The sequence below is a fragment of the Streptomyces sp. NPDC004561 genome (genome assembly GCF_053602155.1).
On the sequence record NZ_JBSGDB010000135.1, the window covers coordinates 1 to 20,005 of the forward strand.

Sequence of the window (20,005 nt, forward strand, 5' to 3'; positions counted from 1 at the left end):
GTGCAGCCGGTCGCCACGGACCCGGTCGCCGTGGAAGTGCACGCCGACGTCGACGAGGTGGCGCGGTGCCTGAGGGTCGCGGAAGGAGAGACAGGACACCGAGCACCGCGCCGTACGCCCACCAGGAACCCCCCTGCACGGCACGGACGAACAGCAGCGTGGCGCAGGTGGCGCCGGCCGCGACCAGGGCGTAGGAGCGGCCCTCCTGGGCGTAGTGGCCGGTCATCGGGTTCACGGCGTAGAGCAGTCCGGCCCACAGCCCCGCGCGCGGCCGGAGCAGCCGGGCGCCGAGCGCGGCCACCAGTCCCGCCGTCGCGGCCGCCGCGCACACCGACGGCAGCCGCAGGACGACCTCGCCGGGGCGCAGGGCGAGGACGGCGTGCATGAGGAGGTAGTACAGGCCGTGCACGGCGTCCACGCCGTGCAGCAGCCGCCAGATCTGCGGCACCGTGCGCCGTCCGACCTGGTAGGTGACGGCCTCGTCGCGCCACATCCCGCCCCGGTCGAGCCGCCAGAGCCCGAGCGCCAGCGTCACCAGCGCGGGCGGGCACACCATGGCGGCGGCGCGGATCCGCGCCGGTACCCGATCGGGGACGTACCTCGTCGCTCCCGTCGGCACGGCCGCCGTGGGTCCGGCCGGCCGGCGCGACCGGGATTTCCGTGACTGCGGTTTCACAGCAAACCCGACGTTCACCATGGCCCGATCTTTTACGATTAGCCGACTTTTGCAGGCTGTTACGGCGTATCGGCGGTGATACACCATGTGCCCGGCTTAGGCTCCCACGTGATGAAGCGCCTCCGTGTCACCCCCGGCCCGGTCCTCGCCCTCACCACCACCTGGCTCGCCACCCGGGCCCTGATGCTGTGGCTGCTCGCGCACGACGACTCCCCCCTGCTCAGCGGGGGTTCGGTGACCCGGGAGGTACGGGGGCTGTACTTCCACTGGTACGGCGTCCTCGCGCACGGCTCCTTCCCGTCGCACGACACCCTGTGGCAGTACCCGCCCGGCGCGGGCGCGGTGCTGCTGGCGCCGGGCCTGGTACCGGGGTTGACCTACTTTCAGGCGTTCGTCGCACTGACGCTGGCCGTGGACGCGTCGACGGCGGCGGCCCTGGTGCGCGTGGGCGGCCGGCCCGGGCGGAGCCTGCGCGGCGCGGCCGTGTGGACGGGCGGCCTGCCGCTGCTGCTGCACCTGCCGCTCGCCCGGTACGACGTCCAGGTCACCGCCCTGGCCGTGCTGTCCCTGCTGACACTGGCGCGCTCCCCGCGCGCGGGCGGGGTGCTCGGGGCGCTGGGCGCACTGGTGAAGGGGTGGCCGGCGCTGGTGCTGCTCGGCACCCCCCGCGGCCGGGTGACGCGCTCGGCCTGGGGGTGGGCGGTCGGCGCCGGGGCCGCCGCGCTCGGACTCTTCGCCGTATCGTTCCGCCATCCGCTGTCCTTCCTGCGCGGGCAGAGCGGCCGCGGGGTGCAGATCGAGTCGCTCGGCGGCACGGCGCTCAACCTCGCCCGGCACGCGGGCTGGCCGGGGCGGCCCAGCTACCAGTACGGCGCCGTCGAGCTGGTCGGCCCGCACGTGCCCGCCGTCGCCACCGCCTCCCTCGCGCTCACGGCCGTCGCCTTCGGGCTGCTGGTGCTGTGGCGGGTGCGGGCCCGGTGCTGGAGCGAGGCCACGCCGTACGACGCGGCGCTGTGCGCGGTGCTGCTGTTCACCGTCACCAGCCGGGTGATCAGCCCCCAGTACATGGTCTGGCTGCTCGGCCTGACCGCCGTCTGCCTGACCTCGCGGCACACCAGCCAGCGTCCGGTGGCCGTCCTGATCCTCCTGGCGTCGGCGCTGAGCTCGGTGGTGTACCCGATGGTCTACGGTGAGGTGATCACCGGCAGCTGGGCCGGATGCCTGCTGATGCTCGGCCGCAACGGACTGCTGACGGCCGCCGCGCTGGTGTCCTTCGGCCGGTTGTGGCGGGCCGCGAGGCCACCGGCCGTAAAGAGCGGGCAAACGACGGAACCCCGACCCGATTCCCACCGTCTTCCCGACCGGATGTTAAGCCTCTCTTAACAGAGTATTACCGAAATTTTCTATTCTCCCGGCCCGTGGACTCCATGCACCCTGACCCGCCTGACCTGCCAGAGACCGCAGCGACCCAGCGATCATCGCAGGTCGCTGTCGTCGTGATCGGCTACAACGACCGCGCCCACGTGGGTGACGCGGTGCGTTCGGCGCTCGCCCAGGGGCCCTCGGTGTCCGAGGTCGTCGCCGTGGACGACTGCTCCGCGGACGGCAGCGCCGATCTGCTCGACCGGATCGCCGCCGACGAGCCCCGGCTGCGAGTGGTGCGCCTGGAGGAGAACAGCGGCGGCTGCGGCACCCCGCGCAACACCGGGATCGACACGGTGACCGCACCGTACGTGATGTTCCTGGACAGCGACGACGTGCTGCCGCCCGGCGCGGTGGACGCCCTGCTGACGGCGGCCACGGAGGCGCAGGCCGAGGTCGCGAGCGGTCTGTGCGTGCGCCGTGAGCTGCCCTCGGGGCGCGAGCAGCCCTGGCAGGATTCCCTCTACACCGCGCACACCGTCCTCACGAGCCCCTCCCAGCGGCCGCGGCTGGTCCACGACACGCTGTGCGTCAACAAGCTGTACCGCACCGACTTCCTGCGCGAGCACGGCATCCGCTTCCCCGAGGGCCGCTTCCTCTACGAGGACATCGTCTTCACCTCGCGCGTGCTGGCCGCCGGCCCGCGCATGGCGCTCATACCGGAGCGCGTGTACGTGTGGCACGTGCGCCGGTCCGCCGACCAGCTGTCGCTCTCCCTGGACCGGGGGCGCATAGACAACTGGGAGGCGCGCACCGAGGCGTGCGCCCTGGCGTACGACATCCTGCTGGGCGCCGGGCAGAAGGAGCTGGCACGGGCGGCGCGGGCCAAGTTCCTCGACCACGACGTGCGCATGTACGCGCGCGAGCTGGGGTTGCGCGACGCGGACTACCAGCGCGCGTGGTGGACGCACACCCGTGAGTACCTCGAACGCTACGACGCCGCCGACTGGGAGCTGAACCCGACCGCGCCCGGCCGGCTGCTCGGCCGGGTGATCCTGGAGTCCCCCGAGCCGCGCGACCTGCCCCGCATGCGGGAACTGGCCGCCCGCCCGGCGCGCCTGCTCCCGCCGTACGCCCACACCCCCGACGGTGTCCCGGTCTGGTCCGACGACCTCCCCCAGGTCACCCTCGCCCCGTTCCTGACCCGCCCCACCCACGTGCTCCCGCTCGCACTGGACGCGGAACTGAGCCCGGGCGGACGCAACACGACGCTGCGCCTGCGGCTGCACGAGCTGTACGGAAGGGTGGCCGAGGCGGGCCCGCGCGAGCTGGACGTGGTCTGGGGGTCCCGGGAGGACGACCGGACCCGGGGGCGCGCCACGGTCCCCCTCACGCCCTCGGGCGCGGACGTCTGGTCGGCCGAGGTGCCGGTCGACCTGGCCGGGCTCGGCGCCGGCACCTGGGACCTGCGGCTGACCGTGCGCCTGGCGGACGGCGCGGAGCGCGAGGCCACGGCGCACGCCCTGACGGGCGCCGGCCGACTGCGCCGGCGCGCCGTTCCGAGCGTGCGCCACGGGGTGCTGCTGGTGCAGCCCTACGCGACGCACTCCGGCGCGCTGGCACTGCGCGTGGCGACCGGCGTACGCGGAGTCGCGAAGGTGCTTCGCGGCCGGCTCCGCCGCCTGGTTCACTGAGAAAGCCCTCTGCTTCACTGACACACGCGGGGGCCAACTGACGAGGAGACGGCCACATGACCTGGCTCATCACCGGCGGCGCCGGATACATCGGGGCGCACGTCGTACGGGCGATGACCGAGGCGGGCGAACGCACGGTCGTCTACGACGACCTGTCCACGGGCGTCGCCGAGCGCGTGCCGGCGGAGGTCCCGCTGGAGCGGGGCTCCACCCTGGACGGGGACCGGCTGGCCCGGGTGCTCGCCGAGCACGAGATCAGCGGGGTCGTGCACCTGGCCGCGAAGAAGCAGGTGGGCGAGTCGGTGGAGCGCCCGCTGCACTACTACCGCGAGAACGTCGAGGGCCTGCGGGTCCTCCTGGAGGCGGTGACCCGGGCGGAGATCCCCTCCTTCCTCTTCTCCTCCTCCGCCGCCGTCTACGGCATGCCGGACGTGGACCTGGTGACGGAGGAGACCCCCTGCCGTCCCATGTCCCCCTACGGCGAGACCAAGCTGGCCGGCGAGTGGCTGGTGCGCGCGACGGGCCGGGCGACCGGGCTCGCCACCGCCTCGCTCCGCTACTTCAACGTGGCGGGCGCGGCCTCCCCCGAACTCGCCGACACCGGTGTGTTCAACCTGGTCCCCATGGTCTTCGAGAAGCTCACCGAGGGCGCGGCGCCGCGCATCTTCGGCGACGACTACGCGACCTCCGACGGCACCTGCGTCCGCGACTACATCCACGTGGTGGACCTGGCCGAGGCCCATGTCACCGTCGCCCGCGCGCTGCGCTCCACCCCCGGCACCGACCTGACCCTGAACATCGGCCGCGGTGAGGGCGTCTCCGTCCGCGAGATGATCGACCGCATCAACGCGGTCACCGGCTACGACCGCGCCCCGACCGTCACGCCCCGCCGCCCCGGCGACCCCGCCCGCGTCGTCGCCTCCGCCGACCGCATCGCCACCGAGCTGGGCTGGCAGGCCAAGCACGACACCCAGGACATGATCACCTCGGCCTGGGAGGGCTGGCTCCGCCACCACCCGGAGGCGGCCCGCTCGTAACCGGAGGGCTCCGGGCACGTCCGGGCCGCACGGACCTGTGCCGCCCGGACGACGTCCCTCCCGCTCATGGAACACACCGTCGGCGCCCCGGCGGGGCCGCCGGCCGCGGGCTCACAGGGCCCTGAGGGCCCCCGCCGTGGCGCGGGCCAGCTTCTCCAGGTAGCCCTTGGGCGGCTTGGGGGAGCGGATGACCACCGAGCGCCAGTACAGCGGGCCGGAGATCAGGTCCAGCACGAGGTCGGGATCGAGTCCCGTGCGGACCTCTCCCCGCGCCTCCGCCGCCGCCACGATCTTGCTGGCGACGCCCTCCTGGCCGTCCCGCAGCGCCTTCTGGAACGCCTCGGCGATGTCGGGGTTGCGGGCCGCCTCGGCCTGGAGGTCGGGGATGATCTGGGAGGCGACCGGATGGCGCAGCGCGCGCGACGTCACCTCGTACAGCAGCCGCAGGTCGGTCTCCAGGGAGCCGGTGTCGGGGACCGGCAGGCCCAGCACCGCCATCGCGGAGACCACGTCCAGGACCAGGTGCAGCTTCGAACGCCAGCGCCGGTACACCGCCGTCTTGCCGACGCCCGCCCGCCGGGCGATCCCCTCGATGCTCATGCGTGCGTAGCCGACCGCCGCCAGCTCCTCGAAGACGGCCGCACGAATGGCCTCGGTCACATCCTCACGGAGCACGGCGGCTCCGGCAGGGGCCCGGCGACGGGCACGCGTCGGCGACTCGTCGGCGGGTTCGGCGGCGTTCGTCGTCATGCGAACAGCATAGGGCGTCACGACGAAACGGTTGCGTTCCGACGTAGATTGGTTCTACGCTCGCCGATGCGACGATACGGTCTCGTCCCGACGTAAGAGAACGTGAAGAGAAGCGTAAGGAAACGCCGGGAGACGGATCGAGCATGCCGCGGCCCCGGCGCCGGCCGGATCGCGGCACCCCCTCCCCCCGAGTGAAAGCAGCGGATGTGAGCCAGGTCCTCGACACACCGCCCCCGACCCAGGTCCCGGCCGAAGACGATCTCGCGGCGCTCGCCGCCCGGCACGGCCTCACGGTCAGTGGCGCCCGCCCCTCCCTGCCGGAGTACGTCCGCCAGCTGTGGGACCGGCGCCACTTCATCACGGCCTTCGCCACCGCCAAGCTCACCGCGCAGTACAGCGAGGCGAAGCTCGGCCAGGTCTGGCAGGTCATGACCCCCCTGCTGAACGCGGCGGTCTACTACTTCATCTTCGGCGTGCTGCTCGGCACCAAGAAGGGCGTCCCGGACTACGTACCGTTCCTGGTCACCGGCGTGTTCGTGTGGACGTTCACGCAGAGCTCGATCCAGGTCGGCACCCGGGCGATCTCCGGCAACCTCGGCCTGGTGCGCGCCCTGCACTTCCCGCGCGCCGCCCTGCCGATCTCCTTCTGCATCCAGCAGCTCCAGCAGCTGCTGTTCTCGATGGCCGCACTCGTCGTCATCCTGCTCAGCTTCGGCCTGCCGATCTCCGCCGGCTGGCTGCTGGTGGTCCCCGTGCTGATCCTGCAGTCCCTGTTCAACGCGGGCATGGCGATGATCATGGCGCGCATGGGCGCCAAGACCCCGGACATCGCCCAGCTGATGCCGTTCGTGCTCCGTACCTGGATGTACGTGTCCGGCGTCATGTGGAGCATCAGCAAGCTCACCAAGAAGGACCACCTCCCGCACATCGTCACGATCATGCTGCAGAGCAACCCTGCCGCGGTCTACATCGACCTCATGCGATTCGCCCTGATCAAGAGCTTCCACGCCAAGCAGCTGCCCCCGCACGTGTGGCCGACGGCGATCGGCTGGGCCCTGGTCGTCGGTGTCGGCGGCTTCATCTACTTCTGGAAGGCAGAGGAGAAGTACGGCCGTGGCTGAGCACACTCCCGAGAACCCCGAGACCTCCGAGAACCCCGAGGACGCCGAGTCCCCCGAGGAGCGCATGCTGCGGGAGAAGCGCGAGCGCCTCGCGAACGCCGAGAAGATCCCCACCGTCGTCTGCGACGACGTCGACATCGTGTACCGCGTCAACGGCACCGGCTCGGGCCGCGGCTCCGCCACGGCCGCCCTCAACCGCATCCTGCGGCGCGAGAAGGCCGAGAAGGCGGCCGGCGTGCGCCGGGTGCACGCGGTCAAGAAGGTGTCGTTCGTCGCCTACAAGGGTGAGGCGATCGGTCTCATCGGCACCAACGGCTCCGGCAAGTCGACCCTGCTGAAGGCCGTCGCCGGCCTGCTGCCGGTGGAGCACGGCCACATCTACACCCACGGCCAGCCCTCCCTGCTCGGCGTCAACGCGGCCCTGATGAACGACCTGACCGGCGAGCGCAACGTCTACCTCGGCGGTCTCGCCATGGGCATGACCCGGGAGCAGGTCAGGGAGCGCTACCAGGACATCGTCGACTTCTCCGGGATCAACGAGAAGGGCGACTTCATCACCCTTCCGATGCGCACGTACTCCTCCGGCATGGCGGCGCGGCTGCGCTTCTCCATCGCCGCCGCGAAGGACCACGACGTCCTGCTGATCGACGAGGCCCTGGCCACCGGCGACCGCAGGTTCCAGATGCGCTCGGAGGAGCGGATCCGCGAGCTGCGCGAGCAGGCGGGCACGGTGTTCCTGGTCAGCCACAACAACAAGTCGATCCGCGACACCTGCGAGCGGACCCTGTGGCTGGAGCGCGGCGAGCTGCGCATGGACGGACCCACCGAGGACGTCATGAAGGAGTACGAGGCCTTTACCGGCGACAAGACGGACAAAACCGCCAAGAAGCCGGCACCCAAGAAGGTCGCGTGAACCGCGGCTGAACAATAGACCGCGTAAAAACCGCTGCGGGTGAAACCCGGGGCCGAGGGAGACAGTCTTCCTCTCAGGGCCCCGCCCTTACCCCGTACGCGGCCATCCCATTCATCCTCTTAGTGACAGTATGTTATGAAGGGGGCCAGAAATCTGTGAGCCGAAGGAGTCCTCTGCGATGCCCCAACTCAGCGTCATCGTCTACGGACCGAACGCACAGGGGCATCTGACGGAGCTACTCGACTCCCTCGAAGCCCGTCCGCTGTCCGACACCGAGGTCATCGTCGCCCCGGTCGGGGAGTGGGCTCGGGAGACGGCCGAGGGCCACGCTCCCGAGACGATCGTCGTCCCCCTTCCGGACGGCACCAGCGACGCGGCGGCCCGGGCCGCCGGTGCCGCCCGCGCCTCCGGCCGCTGGCTGCACTTCGTGCACGCCAAGGACGGCCTGCCGGCCGGCGCGCCCCGCCTGATCGCCGAGCGGGCCGCCGAACTGGACGACACCGTCGACGTGCTCCTCTTCGACCACATCACCACCACCTGGCAGTCGGCCGCCAGGCCCTCCCGCGACGGCCGCTTCCTCGCCGCCGTCGGCCGTGACGGCCTGCCCCTGGACGAGGCCCCCGACCTGCTGCGCCTCACCCCGCTGCTCGGCGACCGCGCCCTGCGCAAGGAGTTCTGGCAGGCGCACGAACAGCGGCTCACCACCGCCGACGAGCCGTACGCCGCCCACGCGGCCCTGCTGCGCGCCCGCCGCGTCGCCTGCCTGAACCAGGTGGCGTACGAGAACCGCGAGCTGCGCCCCGAGAGCCTGCCGCCGCTCGCCCCCGAGGAGCGGTTCGCGCTCATCGAGCGCTACGAGTCCCTGCTCCCGCTCACCCAGGACCGCCGCGCCGCCCGCGTGGTGCTGTACGACCTGATGATGCGCGACCTGGTGCGCACCTTCGCCGGCGAGAACCTGCCCGACGCGGTGGCCCGCGAGTTCTTCCGCCGCGCCTCCCTCGCCGCGGTCCGCTGGCGCCCCGACCACCACGAGCGCCCGGCGGGCGTGGAGGGCGTGCGCCACTCCCTGCTGGAGGAGGGCGCGTACACCAAGTACCGCGCGTTCCAGGCCGCCAACCGCACCCGCCGCGCCGCCAAGAAGGCCGTACGGACCCGCAAGCGCCAGGTGGGCGCCAAGCTGCGCGACCAGCAGTACCACCGCGCCCTGACCCGCCCGGTCGACCCCAACCTGGCCGTGTTCGCGGCCTATTGGGAGCGCGGGGTGGCCTGCAACCCGGCCGCGATCGCCGAGAAGCTCGCCGAACTCGCCCCGCACATCCACCCGGTGTGGGTGGTGTCGAAGGAGAACGAGGCGCTGCTGCCGCCCGGCACGGACCATGTGATCCCCGGCACCCGCCGCTACTGGGAGACCCTGGCCACCGCCAAGTACCTCGTCAACAACGTCAACTTCCCCAACGCGGTGCTCAAGCGCCCCGACGCGGTCCACCTCCAGACCCACCACGGCACCCCGCTCAAGCGCATGGGCCTGGACCAGATGGAGCACCCGGCCGCCGCCAAGGGCCTGGACTTCGCCGCGCTGCTGGCCCGCATCGACAAGTGGGACTACAGCGTCAGCGCCAACAGCCACTCCACCCGTATGTGGGAGCGCGCCTACCCGGCCCGCTACACGTCCTTGGACTACGGCTATCCGCGCAACGACGTCTTCTACCGGGCCACGGCCGACGACGTCCGCGCCGCCCGCGAGCGCCTGGGCATCGCCCCGGGCAAGACGGCCGTCCTGTACGCGCCCACCCACCGGGACTACGAGGCCGGCTTCACCCCGCGCCTGGACCTGGCCGCCCTCGCCGACCGCCTGGGCGAGGACACGGTCCTCCTGGTCCGCGCCCACTACTTCTACGGCGGTGCGGCCTCGCCGCTGACCGGCCTGCGCCGTTCCGGCCGGATCATCGACGTCTCCTCGTACGACCCCGTCGAGGAGCTGTGCCTGGCCGCCGACGCGCTGGTCACGGACTACTCGTCGATCATGTTCGACTACGCCAACCTGGACCGGCCGATCGTCGTCTACGCCGACGACTGGGAGACCTACCGGACCACCCGCGGCGTCTACTTCGACCTGATGACGGAGCACCCGGGCCAGGTCGCCCGCACCCAGGAGGAACTGACGGAGATCTTCCTCTCCGGCGCCTGGCGCGACGACAGCGCGAAGAAGGCACGGGCCGCGTTCCGCCGCCGGTTCTGCGAGTACGACGACGGCCGCGCCGCCGAGCGGGTCGTACGACGGGTCTTCCTGGGCGAGCCGGAGGACTCCCTGCCGCCGGTGATCCCGCTCGAGGACCGCACCCCCGCCCCGACCCCCGAGGAGGCTTCGGCATGACGACCCCCGACGTGACCGTCACCGTCATCGTCTACAACGACGCGGCCCGCCTCCCCCGGGCGGTCGCCTCGCTGCGCGCGCAGACGCACGCGAACATCGAGATCATCATCAGCGACGACCACTCCACCGACGACACGCCCACGGTGGCGCGTCGGCTGGAGGCGCAGGACGACCGCGTCCGCTATCTCCGACTGCCGGAGAACAGCGGCGGCTGCAGCGCCCCGCGCAACCGGGCCATCGAGATCGCCCGCGCGCCGTACCTGATGTTCCTGGACAGCGACGACGAACTCCCGCCCCACGCGGTCGAGTCGCTGCTCGCCGCGCACCGGGAGCGCGAGGTGGACTTCACCATGGGCGCGGTCCGCCGGGTCCGGGTGGACAACGGCAGCCGCACGACCTGGATGGCGCACCTGGTGGCCGAGCGCCGCACGGTGGAGGGCATCGAGGGGGACCCGCGGCTCCTCTTCGAGCACCTGTCGACGAGCAAGATGTACGCCCGCTCCTTCCTCGACCGCCACGACCTCCGTTTCCCGGAGGGCATCCACTACGAGGACCAGCTGTTCTCGGCGCAGGCGTACTGCCTGGCGAGGGCGTTCACGATCATCCCGGACCCGGTGTACATCTGGTACATCGACCCGTACGCGGCGGCCGCCTCGGCGTCCATCTCCAACCAGCGGCACAAGGTCACCAACGTCCGTGACCGCGTCCACGTCCAGCGCCTGATCGACGACTTCCTCGTGGAGAGCGGGCACGGCGGGCTGCGGGAGGACAAGGACTACAAGTTCCTCAAGCACGACTTCCGGATGTACGCGGGCGACCTGCCCTACCGGGACGACGAGTGGCTGGCCGCCTTCGCCGAGATCATGAACCCGTACCTGGAGTCCCTGTCCCCCGGCGCGTTCGCCCGCCTGCCCCGCCCGGAGCGGGTGGTGCTGGAGCTGCTGCGGGCCGGCCGCCTGGCCGAGGCCCAGCTGGCGGCCCGCGGGCTGGGCCAGGGCGTGGCACCGCGCCAGGTCACGGCCGACGCCACGGGCGTCCCGTACTGGGGCGACAGCATTCCGGACACCGACCGGGGCCGCCGCGAACTGGACATCTCCGACCTCGAGTTGGACACCCGTCCGTTCCCCAGCGCCCAGTTCCGGCACGAGATCACCGAGCTGACCCGGGACAGCGGGGCCTCCCTCACGCTGGCGATCCGCACCTACGACCCGGGGCTGCGCCTCCCGGTCGGTCCGCAGCGCGCCGGCCTGGTGCTGGCGCCGGGCGGGCGCCGTATGACGGTCCCCTTCCGGCTGGACCCGGTCAGCCCCGGCGTCTTCGAGGGCAGCGTGCGACTCGACCTGGCCTCCGCCCCGCTCCCCGTCCAGGGCTTCGAGGGCATCCGCCACCCCCTGGTCCGGCTGAACCAGCAGGGCCTGTCGAACTCCGGCCTGCTGCTGGCCCCGCTCGACTTCCCCACCGCCAAGACCCGCGTCGAGTACCGCTCCGGCGCGACCCCGCACGAGGTCACCGTCGAGCCGGAGGGCCGCAACCCGGGCCGCCTCCAGATCCGCTGGCGTCCGGTCGGCGTGACGGCGAGCCTGATCCGCCCCGTCGTGCGCAAGATCGCCCGCCCGAAGGTACGCCAGGCGGCGAAGCTGGTCGCCAGCGTGCTGCGGTGAACAGGGCCGCCGCATAAGGCCGTAACACCGCGGACCCGTGGACAGCCACGGGTCCGCGGTGTTTTGCCGCTCCGGTCAGACGAGGTTCAGGGGACGACCCGGAACAGGACCTGGCCGGCGGGGCCGACGGTCACCTTGCCCAGGCCCGGCCCGGCCAGGCCCGCCGGTCCCACGACCCACCGCACGTCGTACTTCCGCAGAATCCCCCGCCGTACCTCGGCGGACGTCCCCGCGGCGAAGTACCGGTCCACCGCCGTCTGACGGCGCGCGGCGTCCGGCAGGAACACGTCCGGATACCCGGGCGCCACGGTGTACGCCCCGTACGCGGGGATCTGCCGCGCCGGGAACGTCCTGGCCATCACCACGTCCCCGTACCGCACCCACGGCGTGATCCAGTGGTAACCCACCCACGGCCGCTCGTACTTGCCCGCGATCACCGAAGGCAGCGCGCCCTTGCCGGTCACATAGCCGAGCATCCCGGCCTGCGTCCACGCACCCAGTGCCAGCGCGGCGCCGAGCACGCACGCCCAGCCGATCCGCACCGCCCGCCGCCCGGCCGAGGCCACCTCCAGCGCGGCGGCGAGCTGCGCCGGGATCAGCGCGGCGGGCAGGGCGCGGCCCCAGGAGTAGTGCCCGGTGAGCCCGCCGGCGGCGAACATCAGCGCGCCCAGCACGAAGAACAGCACCAGCGCGTCCCAGCGGTCCCGCCGCCAGCGCAGCGCCAGCGCCACCACTCCCAGCAGCACCAGCCCGAACCGCACGCCCAGGTGCTCGTACAGCGGCTTGTGGATGGCCTCCAGGTCCGCGCCCGCGGAGAACAGCGAGAAGAAGTCGTAGTACGGCCACAGCCACAGCAGCACCGCGCCGAGGAGCAGCCCGACGCCGAGCCGCAGCCACACCGCCTGGGCCGGCCGCGCCGCGATCACCGCCGCCAGCGCGCCGAGCGTGGCGACGACGCCCGTGAACTGGTGGCACAGCAGGATCAGCGCCCACAGCGCGCCGAGCCCCAGCCAGGTCGCCCACGCGGTCGGCGCGGCCTGCGCCCGCAGGGCCCTCGTGAGCCAGGCCCAGAAGTGGAAGGTGAGGCCGAGGGCGAACACGCTCGGGTACGCGATGGTCAGCGCCAGCGAGTTGAGGCCGACGAAGCCGCTCCAGTTGAAGACGGTCGTGCCCCACAGCAGGACCAGGCTCAGGAAGGCCAGCGCCGGGGCCGCCCGGTGCGCGCTGAGCGTACGGACGTACCGCCACACCCCCGTGGCCAGCAGTCCGAGCCCGGCCAGCGCCCCGATCCGCAGGACCGCGAACACGGACAGACCGGTCAGCTTGGCGATGACGCCCAGGACCAGCATCCACGGCGAGTAGTAGGGGCTCGGCGTGTCGGCGTCGACGAGCGGGTTGCCCGGGTGCAGCAGGTTGTGCCGCAGCCGCTCGACGGTGGCCGCGTGCATGCCCAGGTCGCCGATCCACGGCAGCCGGACGATCACCAGGAGCAGCAGCACCAGGACGACCACCGCGGCGGCCGCCGGCAGGGCACGGCCGGCCCGCGCGGAGGCGCTCGGCGGTACGGGGCGGCTCACCTGTTCTTCGAGGTCAGACGGCGCTGCTTGCATCCTGTTGAAACACCCACGTGCGGTAGACGAGGAAACGGAAAGCGGAGGCGAGCACGATCGACAGTGCCTTCGCCAGGTTCGACGCGATGACGCTGTGCATGCTCAGCCCGTGGTAACCGACCCAGAACAGGGCGATTTCCATCACGACACCGAGGCCGCTGAAGACGAAGAACAGCAGGATCTGAGCGCGGGTGCGCGAGGCCCGGTCGCGATAGGCGAAATAGCGGAAGCCCAGGTAATTGGTCGCCATCGCGATGCAGCTGGCCAGGACGGTCGCGGTCATCGCCTGCCAGGCCAGACCGTGCAGCAGCAGATTGAAGATCAGGAAATTGACCAGGACACCGCTGCCGCCGACGACCCCGAATTTCACGACTTCGAGCACGACGCGCGTGACCGGCCGGGCCGGAGCCGGCGCGGGGGGTGCTGCTGCCGGGCGGGTCTCGGTGAGATTGACTGTCACGCCGCCGACCCTATCCGAAACCCACTGATTAGCAGGAAACGGTAAATTGATTGATCGTTTTTCCTTAAAGATCGGCAAGAAGCGGAACGCCCCGGACCGGTTTCCCGTCGGTCCGGGGCGTCCTCACCGTCGTACGGCTACGAGTGCGTGCGCAGCAGCGTCCGCATCGTACGCATCGCCACCGACAGGTTGGCGAGGTCGAAGGAGTCCGAGCCGCGGATCTCCTCCAGGGTGGTGCGCGCCCGGCTCAGGATGGGGGCGTTGTTCTGCTCCCAGTCCGTGAACCGCTGCTCCGGCGACGAGGCGCCGTTGCCGGCCGCGAGGACGTCCGCGGTGAGCGCCGCGTGGGCCGCGTACAGGTCCTCGCGGATGGAGGCGCGGGCCATGGACTGCCAGCGGTCGGCGCGGGGCAGCTCGATGATGCGGTCCATCAGCTGGGTGATGCCGAGGCGGTCGCCGAGGTCGTAGTACACCTCGGCGACGTCCAGCGGCTCCTTGCCCATGCGGTCGGCCACCGAGACGATGTCGAGCGCCGGGAAGGCGGAGGAGAACCCGGCCACGCGCGTGGCGGCTTCGTCCGGGACGCCGGCCGCGGACAGCTCGTCGTACACGTGCTGGTACCACTCCAGGTCCGCGCCCTTCAGCAGCTTCGGCAGCTGCTGCCAGACCTGCTCGACCCGCTCGGCGAAGAACTCGACCGTCTCCGCGAGCTGGAGCGGCTGCGGCCGGTTGTTCAGCAGCCAGCGCGTGCCGCGCTCGACCAGACGGCGCGAGTGCAGACGGATGCGGGTCTGGACCTCCGCGTCGACCCTGTTGTCGAGCGCCTCGACCGCGTCCCACACCGGCGCCGAGCAGAAGATCGCGCGGGCCGCGGTCTGGGCCCGGACGATCTCCTCCAGGGAGGCGCCGGTCTCCTCGCGCAGACGGTGCAGATACGTCGTACCGCCCGTGTTGACCGTGTCGTTGACCAGCACGGTCGTGGTGATCTCGCGGCGCAGCGGGTGGTTGTCGACGGCGTCCGCGAACCGCTCGCGCAGCGCCGTCGGGAAGTAGGCGTGCAGCAGGCCGCGCAGGTACGGGTCGTCGGGCAGCGAGGTGTGCAGCAGCTCCTCGGCGACCGTGATCTTCGTGTACGCCAGCACCACGGCCGTCTCCGGGCCGGTCAGGCCCTGGCCCTGGGTGAGGCGCTCGCGGATCTGGCGATCGGTCGGCAGGAACTCCAGCGCCCGGTCCAGGTGGCCCTCGCGCGACAGGTGGCGCAGGAACCGCTGCTGGGCGTGGAGCATGTCCTTGGCCTGGAACAGCGCGTTGGCGAGGGCGGTGTTCTGCGCGTAGTTGTTGCGCAGGACCAGCGCGCCGACCTCGTCGGTCATCTCCGCGAGGAGCTTGTTGCGCTGCTTGACGGTCATGTCGCCCTCCGCGACCAGGCCGTTGAGCAGGATCTTGATGTTCACCTCGTGGTCGGAGGTGTCCACACCGGCGCTGTTGTCGATCGCGTCGGTGTTGATCTTGCCGCCCCGGTGGGCGAACTCGATGCGGCCGAGCTGGGTCAGGCCCAGGTTGCCGCCCTCGCCGACGACCTTGACCCGCAGGTCGGCGCCGTCGACGCGGATGGCGTCGTTGGCCTTGTCGCCGACGTCCGCGTTCGACTCCGCGGACGACTTCACGTACGTGCCGATGCCGCCGTTCCACAGCAGGTCCACCGGCGACTGGAGGATCGCCTTCATCAGGTCGGCCGGGGTCATCTTGGCGACCTTGTCCTCGATGCCGAGGGCCTCGCGGATGTGGCCGTTGATCGGGATCGACTTGGCGCTGCGCGGGAAGATCCCGCCGCCCGCCGACAGCAGCTCGGTGTTGTAGTCGGCCCAGCTGGAGCGGGGCAGCTCGAACAGGCGGCGGCGCTCGGCGTAGGAGGTGGCCGCGTCCGGGATGGGGTCGATGAAGATGTGCCGGTGGTCGAAGGCGGCGACCAGGCGGATCTGCTCGGAGAGCAGCATGCCGTTGCCGAACACGTCACCGGACATGTCGCCGATGCCGACGACCGTGAAGTCCTCGGTCTGCGTGTCCACGCCCAGCTCACGGAAGTGCCGCTTCACGGACTCCCAGGCGCCGCGCGCGGTGATGCCCATGCCCTTGTGGTCGTAGCCGGCGCTGCCGCCGGAGGCGAAGGCGTCGCCCAGCCAGAAGTTGTACTTCTCGGCGACCCCGTTGGCGATGTCCGAGAAGGTCGCGGTGCCCTTGTCGGCCGCGACGACCAGGTAGGTGTCGTCGCCGTCGTGCCGGACCACGTCCTGCGGCGGAACGACCTCGCCCGCGACCATGTTGTCGGTGATGTCGAGCAGCGCCGAGATGAACGTCTTGTAGCTGGCGATGCCCTCGGCCAGCCACGCGTCGCGGTCCTGCGCCGGGTCCGGCAGCTGCTTGGCGACGAAGCCGCCCTTGGCGCCGACCGGCACGATGACGGTGTTCTTCACCATCTGCGCCTTGACCAGGCCCAGGATCTCGGTGCGGAAGTCCTCACGCCGGTCGGACCAGCGCAGACCACCGCGCGCGACCTTGCCGAAGCGCAGGTGCACGCCCTCGACACGCGGCGAGTACACCCAGATCTCGTACGCCGGGCGCGGCGCGGGCAGGTCCGGGATGGCCTGCGGGTCGAACTTCATGGAGACGTACTCGTGCGCCCTGCCGGGGTGCGCCTCCTGGAAGAAGTTCGTGCGCAGGGTCGCCTTGATGACGGTCAGGAACGACCGCAGGATGCGGTCCTCGTCCAGGCTCGCCACCTGGTCCAGGGCCGCGTCCAGCTCCTCCAGCAGGGCGTCCACGATCTCCAGGCCGGCCTTCTGCCGGTCCGGGGACATCCGCGCCTCGAACAGGGAGACGAGGAGCCGGGTGGTGTGGACGTTGTTCCGGAGGGTGTCCTCCATGTAGTCCTGCGAGAAGGTCGAACCGGCCTGCCGCAGGTACTTGGCGTAGGCGCGCAGCACCATCGCCTCGCGCCAGGTCAGCCCGGCACTCAGCACGAGGGAGTTGAAGCCGTCGTTCTCCGCCTTGCCGGTCCAGGTCGCGGAGAACGCGTCCTGGAAGCGCTCGCGGCCGTCGTCGCCGAGGTAGTCGCCGTTGCCGCCGCCGAGCGACTTCGGGATGCGCAGGCCGAAGTCGTAGATCCAGGCGGTGGTGCGGTCCGCGCAGCGCAACTCGTACGGCCGCTCGTCCACGACCTCGACGCCGAGGCGCTGCAGCACCGGCAGCACCGCGCTCAGGGAGACGGAGTCGCCCTTGCGGTAGATCTTGAAGCGGCGCTCGTCGGGGGCGGCGCCCACCGGCTCGTACAGGCTGAGCGCGAAGTCGTTGCCCGCCTCCTCGCTGAGCCGCTCCAGGTGGAGCAGGTCGGCGACCGCCGAGCGCGGGGTGTGGTCGGCCTTGTAGCCCTCGGGGAAGGCGTTGTTGAAGCGGCGCAGCAGCTCGGCGGCGCGCTCCTCGCCGCACTCGGCGTTCAGCGCCTCGGCGAACCCGTCCGCCCAGGAGCGGGCGGCCTCGACCAGGCGGGCCTCGATCCGGTCCTTGTCGGCGTCCGACAGCTCGGGCAGCTCGGTGCCCGGCGGGACGCGGACGACGAAGTGCAGCCGGGAGAGGATCGACTCGGTGTTCCAGGCGGTGAAGTCGACGCTGATACCGCCGAGTTCCTCCTTCAGGATGTCGATGATCCTGAGCCGGACACCGGTGGTGTAGCGGTCGCGCGGCAGGTAGACGAGGGCCGAGTAGTAGCGGCCGTACTCGTCCTGGCGCAGGTACAGCCGCAGCCGGCGGCGCTCCTGCAGGTACAGGACGCTGGTCACGATGGACTGCAGCTCCGCGGCCGGCGTCTGGAACAGCTCGTCGCGCGGGTAGGTCTCCAGGATCTGCAGCAGGTCGCGGCCGTCGTGGCTGTTGGGCGAGAACCCGGCGCGCTCCAGGACCTCGTCGACCTTGCGGCGGATGACGGGGACGCGGCGCACGGACTCGGTGTAGGCGGCCGAGGAGAACAGGCCGAGGAAGCGGCGCTCGCCGACGACGTTGCCCTCCGCGTCGAACTTCTTCACGCCGATGTAGTCGAGGTACGACGGCCGGTGCACGGTGGCCCGGCTGTTCGCCTTGGTCAGCACGAGCAGCTTGTGCTCGCGGGCCTTGGCGCGCGCGTCGGCCGGGAGCCGCTCGAAGGACGGGCTCACCGGGTGCTGGTCGTCCTCGGCGTGGTGGGGGTCCGAACGCAGTATGCCGAGACCGGTGCCCGGCACGGCGGCGAGGGTGTCGTCGTCGCGCAGCTGGTACTCGCGGAAGCCGAGGAAGGTGAAGTGATCGGCGGAGAGCCAGCGCAGCAGCTCGCGCGCCTCCGCGACCTCGGGGCCGGGCAGGTCGGCGGGCACGTGCTCGCCGTCGAGGCCGTCGGCGATCCGGACCGCCGCGTCCCGCATCTTCTCCCAGTCCTCGACGGCCTCGCGCACGTCGGACAGCACGCGCAGCAGGTCCGCGGTGATCTGCTTGAGGTCGGCGCGGTCGGTCTCCCGGTCGATCTCGACGTGGATCCAGGACTCGACGTGCGCGTCGTGCGGAAGGTCACCGGTGGCCGGGGTCGGCAGGACCTCCAGCAGCTTGCCGGTGACGTCGCGCCGGACGACGAACTGGGGGTGGATCACGACGTGGATGCCGCGCCCCTGCCGCGTCAGCTCATTGGTGACGGAGTCGACGAGGAACGGCATGTCGTCGGTCACGACCTCGACGACCGTGTGACTGCAGGTCCACCCGTTCTCCTCCACGGTCGGGGTGTGGACCCGGACGTTCGCGGTGCCCTGGGGGCGGTTCTCGGCGAGGCGGTAGTGCGAGACCGCGGCGCCGAAGACGTCGACCGGGTCGCGGTCGGCGAGGTCTTCCGGGGCGGTGTGCAGGTAGTAGCGCTGGAGGAACGCGAGCACGGATTCGCTGTCCGGGGTGTCCGGGTTGCCCGCGCCCGTGGTCCCGGTCGGTAGGTGCCCCCCGACCGGGCTGTTCTCAGCTACCCGGGCGGCCCTCTCGAGCAACTCGGCCTTGGCTTCGTCCAGCTTGGTCTGCATTGTCCTCTGGCTCCTGTCGCGCGCCGTTGCGTGACGTAGAAGGAAGTACGGTCTCTTCTCCCGCGGCTCGACGCCACGTCCCGGGGTGTCCGGTCCGTTCAGACGCTATGCCGCCAGGTGAGATGAGCGGGGGGTATTCGGTCATTCTCGACACGACCCTCGGATGTGACGCTGCTCTCGGCACCGTCGTGTTCCGGGCCGTCCTCGGCGTCCTGGAGGCGTCCGCGCCCCCGTCCCACCCGCGAAGACCAGCGACCGCCGCCCGGTCACGGAGGTGTTCCGTGCAACCCGGGCGCAGGGCAGGGGCAGCATCGCCCCCGCGAGATATCGCGCTGATCACGCCACAAGGCTATCCCCACTCACCCCGGAGCCGTCATGAGCCGTATGTGTACAAAACCGGGGGGCGAAGTTTGACGTTCTGCACAGCGCCGGGTCGGGGGCGGGTGGCGTATTCGGACCGGCCGCGCCGACGGCCGCGTAACCCATCCGGTCGCGCCCCGGTGGCTCCCGCCGCACTCTGAAAAGCGACGGGCCCCCTTGGCAAGCACGGCCGGCGGAGGCACGTTGCCCACGTCAGTGCGCCCCGCCCAGGAGCCTGCCCCGGAGGAAGCCGACATGTCCGCGAAGATCCTCATCGTCACCGGCGACGCAGCGGAGTCCCTGGAAGTCCTCTACCCCTACCAGCGGCTGCGCGAGGAGGGCTACGAGGTCCACATCGCAGCCCCCAGCCGCAAGACCCTCCGCTTCGTCGTCCACGACTTCGAACCCGGCTACGACACCTACACCGAGAAACCCGGTTACACCTGGCCCGCCGACCTGGCGTTCTCCGAGGTCGACCCCGGCGAGTACACGGCCCTGGTCATCCCCGGCGGCCGGGCCCCCGAGTATCTGCGCAACGATCCCGAACTGCGCAAGATCCTCAAGGCCTTCTTCGACGCGGACAAGCCGGTCGCCCAGATCTGCCACGGGCCCCTGCTCACCGCCGCGATCGACAGCCTGCGCGGCCGCCGCGTCACGGCCTACCCGGCCCTGGAACCCGACATGCAGGCCGCCGGGGCGGGCTTCCAGGACACCGAGACGGTCGTCGACGGCACCCTTGTCTCGGCCCGCGCCTGGCCGGACCATCCGACGTGGATGCGCGAGTTCCTCACGGTGCTGCGCGCGGCCGGGTAGCGGCGCCGGCCGCGGCGGCGGGCCCGCTCACGCGGCGAGTTGTACGACCGGTACGCCTCCCTGGTGCACAGCCTGGCCCACCGCGTC

13 protein-coding genes are annotated in these 20,005 nt (G+C 71.4%); 8 read left to right on the plus strand and 5 right to left on the minus strand.

Annotated elements, in window-relative coordinates:
• The coding region (locus tag ACWEN3_RS19385; RefSeq protein ID WP_452972240.1) for a glycosyltransferase family 39 protein at positions 1-556 on the minus strand (556 nt) is incomplete at its 3' end.
• 231 nt (positions 557-787) lie between these two features.
• Here ACWEN3_RS19385 and ACWEN3_RS19390 point away from each other — a divergent pair.
• From ACWEN3_RS19390 to galE, 3 genes are read left to right on the plus strand one after another with little or no spacing between them, the layout of a single operon-like run.
• Positions 788-2,059 (plus strand): glycosyltransferase 87 family protein, encoded by a 1,272-nt coding sequence (locus ACWEN3_RS19390; RefSeq protein ID WP_452972217.1) that lies wholly within the window; start codon positions 788-790, stop codon positions 2,057-2,059.
• Between the two features lie 44 nt (positions 2,060-2,103).
• Positions 2,104-3,732 (plus strand): glycosyltransferase, encoded by a 1,629-nt coding sequence (locus ACWEN3_RS19395; RefSeq protein WP_452972218.1) that lies wholly within the window; start codon positions 2,104-2,106, stop codon positions 3,730-3,732.
• A gap of 56 nt (positions 3,733-3,788) precedes the next feature.
• Positions 3,789-4,769 (plus strand): UDP-glucose 4-epimerase GalE, encoded by a 981-nt coding sequence (gene galE / locus ACWEN3_RS19400; RefSeq protein ID WP_452972221.1) that lies wholly within the window; start codon positions 3,789-3,791, stop codon positions 4,767-4,769.
• 111 nt (positions 4,770-4,880) lie between these two features.
• On the opposite strand, the gene ACWEN3_RS19405 is transcribed toward galE, so the two are convergent.
• On the minus strand, positions 4,881-5,519 hold the full coding sequence (locus ACWEN3_RS19405) for a TetR/AcrR family transcriptional regulator (RefSeq protein ID WP_452972223.1): 639 nt from the start codon (positions 5,517-5,519) through the stop codon (positions 4,881-4,883).
• Between the two features lie 206 nt (positions 5,520-5,725).
• Here ACWEN3_RS19405 and ACWEN3_RS19410 point away from each other — a divergent pair, with 206 nt between their 5' ends.
• The 4 genes from ACWEN3_RS19410 to ACWEN3_RS19425 all read left to right on the plus strand — a co-directional run bounded on the left by ACWEN3_RS19410 (position 5,726) and on the right by ACWEN3_RS19425 (position 11,588).
• On the plus strand, positions 5,726-6,640 hold the full coding sequence (locus ACWEN3_RS19410) for an ABC transporter permease (RefSeq protein WP_452972225.1): 915 nt from the start codon (positions 5,726-5,728) through the stop codon (positions 6,638-6,640).
• Positions 6,641-6,704: 64 nt separating this feature from the next.
• A complete protein-coding gene (locus ACWEN3_RS19415; protein ID WP_452972243.1) occupies positions 6,705-7,553 on the plus strand; it encodes an ABC transporter ATP-binding protein in 849 nt (282 codons plus the stop codon).
• A gap of 178 nt (positions 7,554-7,731) precedes the next feature.
• Positions 7,732-9,927 carry a CDP-glycerol glycerophosphotransferase family protein gene (locus tag ACWEN3_RS19420; RefSeq protein WP_452972228.1) on the plus strand — a complete coding sequence of 732 codons (2,196 nt, stop codon included), beginning with the start codon at positions 7,732-7,734 and terminating at the stop codon, positions 9,925-9,927.
• Complete coding sequence (locus tag ACWEN3_RS19425) at positions 9,924-11,588, plus strand: glycosyltransferase family 2 protein (RefSeq protein ID WP_452972230.1); 1,665 nt, start codon at positions 9,924-9,926, stop codon at positions 11,586-11,588. Before ACWEN3_RS19420 ends, ACWEN3_RS19425 begins: the two co-directional genes overlap by 4 nt.
• Before the next feature lie 86 nt (positions 11,589-11,674).
• On the opposite strand, the gene ACWEN3_RS19430 is transcribed toward ACWEN3_RS19425, so the two are convergent.
• The 3 genes from ACWEN3_RS19430 to ACWEN3_RS19440 form a co-directional block, all read right to left on the minus strand.
• Positions 11,675-13,198 (minus strand): hypothetical protein, encoded by a 1,524-nt coding sequence (locus ACWEN3_RS19430; RefSeq protein ID WP_452972233.1) that lies wholly within the window; start codon positions 13,196-13,198, stop codon positions 11,675-11,677.
• Positions 13,179-13,658 (minus strand): GtrA family protein, encoded by a 480-nt coding sequence (locus tag ACWEN3_RS19435; RefSeq protein WP_452972234.1) that lies wholly within the window; start codon positions 13,656-13,658, stop codon positions 13,179-13,181. The genes ACWEN3_RS19430 and ACWEN3_RS19435 overlap by 20 nt, the downstream gene beginning before the upstream one ends.
• 137 nt (positions 13,659-13,795) lie before the next feature.
• Positions 13,796-18,745: an NAD-glutamate dehydrogenase gene (locus tag ACWEN3_RS19440; protein ID WP_452972237.1), complete on the minus strand. Its 4,950-nt coding sequence runs from the start codon at positions 18,743-18,745 to the stop codon at positions 13,796-13,798.
• A 615-nt stretch (positions 18,746-19,360) separates the two neighbouring features.
• Between ACWEN3_RS19440 and ACWEN3_RS19445 the strand changes: the two genes are divergently transcribed.
• Positions 19,361-19,918 (plus strand): DJ-1/PfpI family protein, encoded by a 558-nt coding sequence (locus tag ACWEN3_RS19445; protein WP_452972239.1) that lies wholly within the window; start codon positions 19,361-19,363, stop codon positions 19,916-19,918.
• The last annotated feature ends 87 nt before the right edge of the window (positions 19,919-20,005 follow it).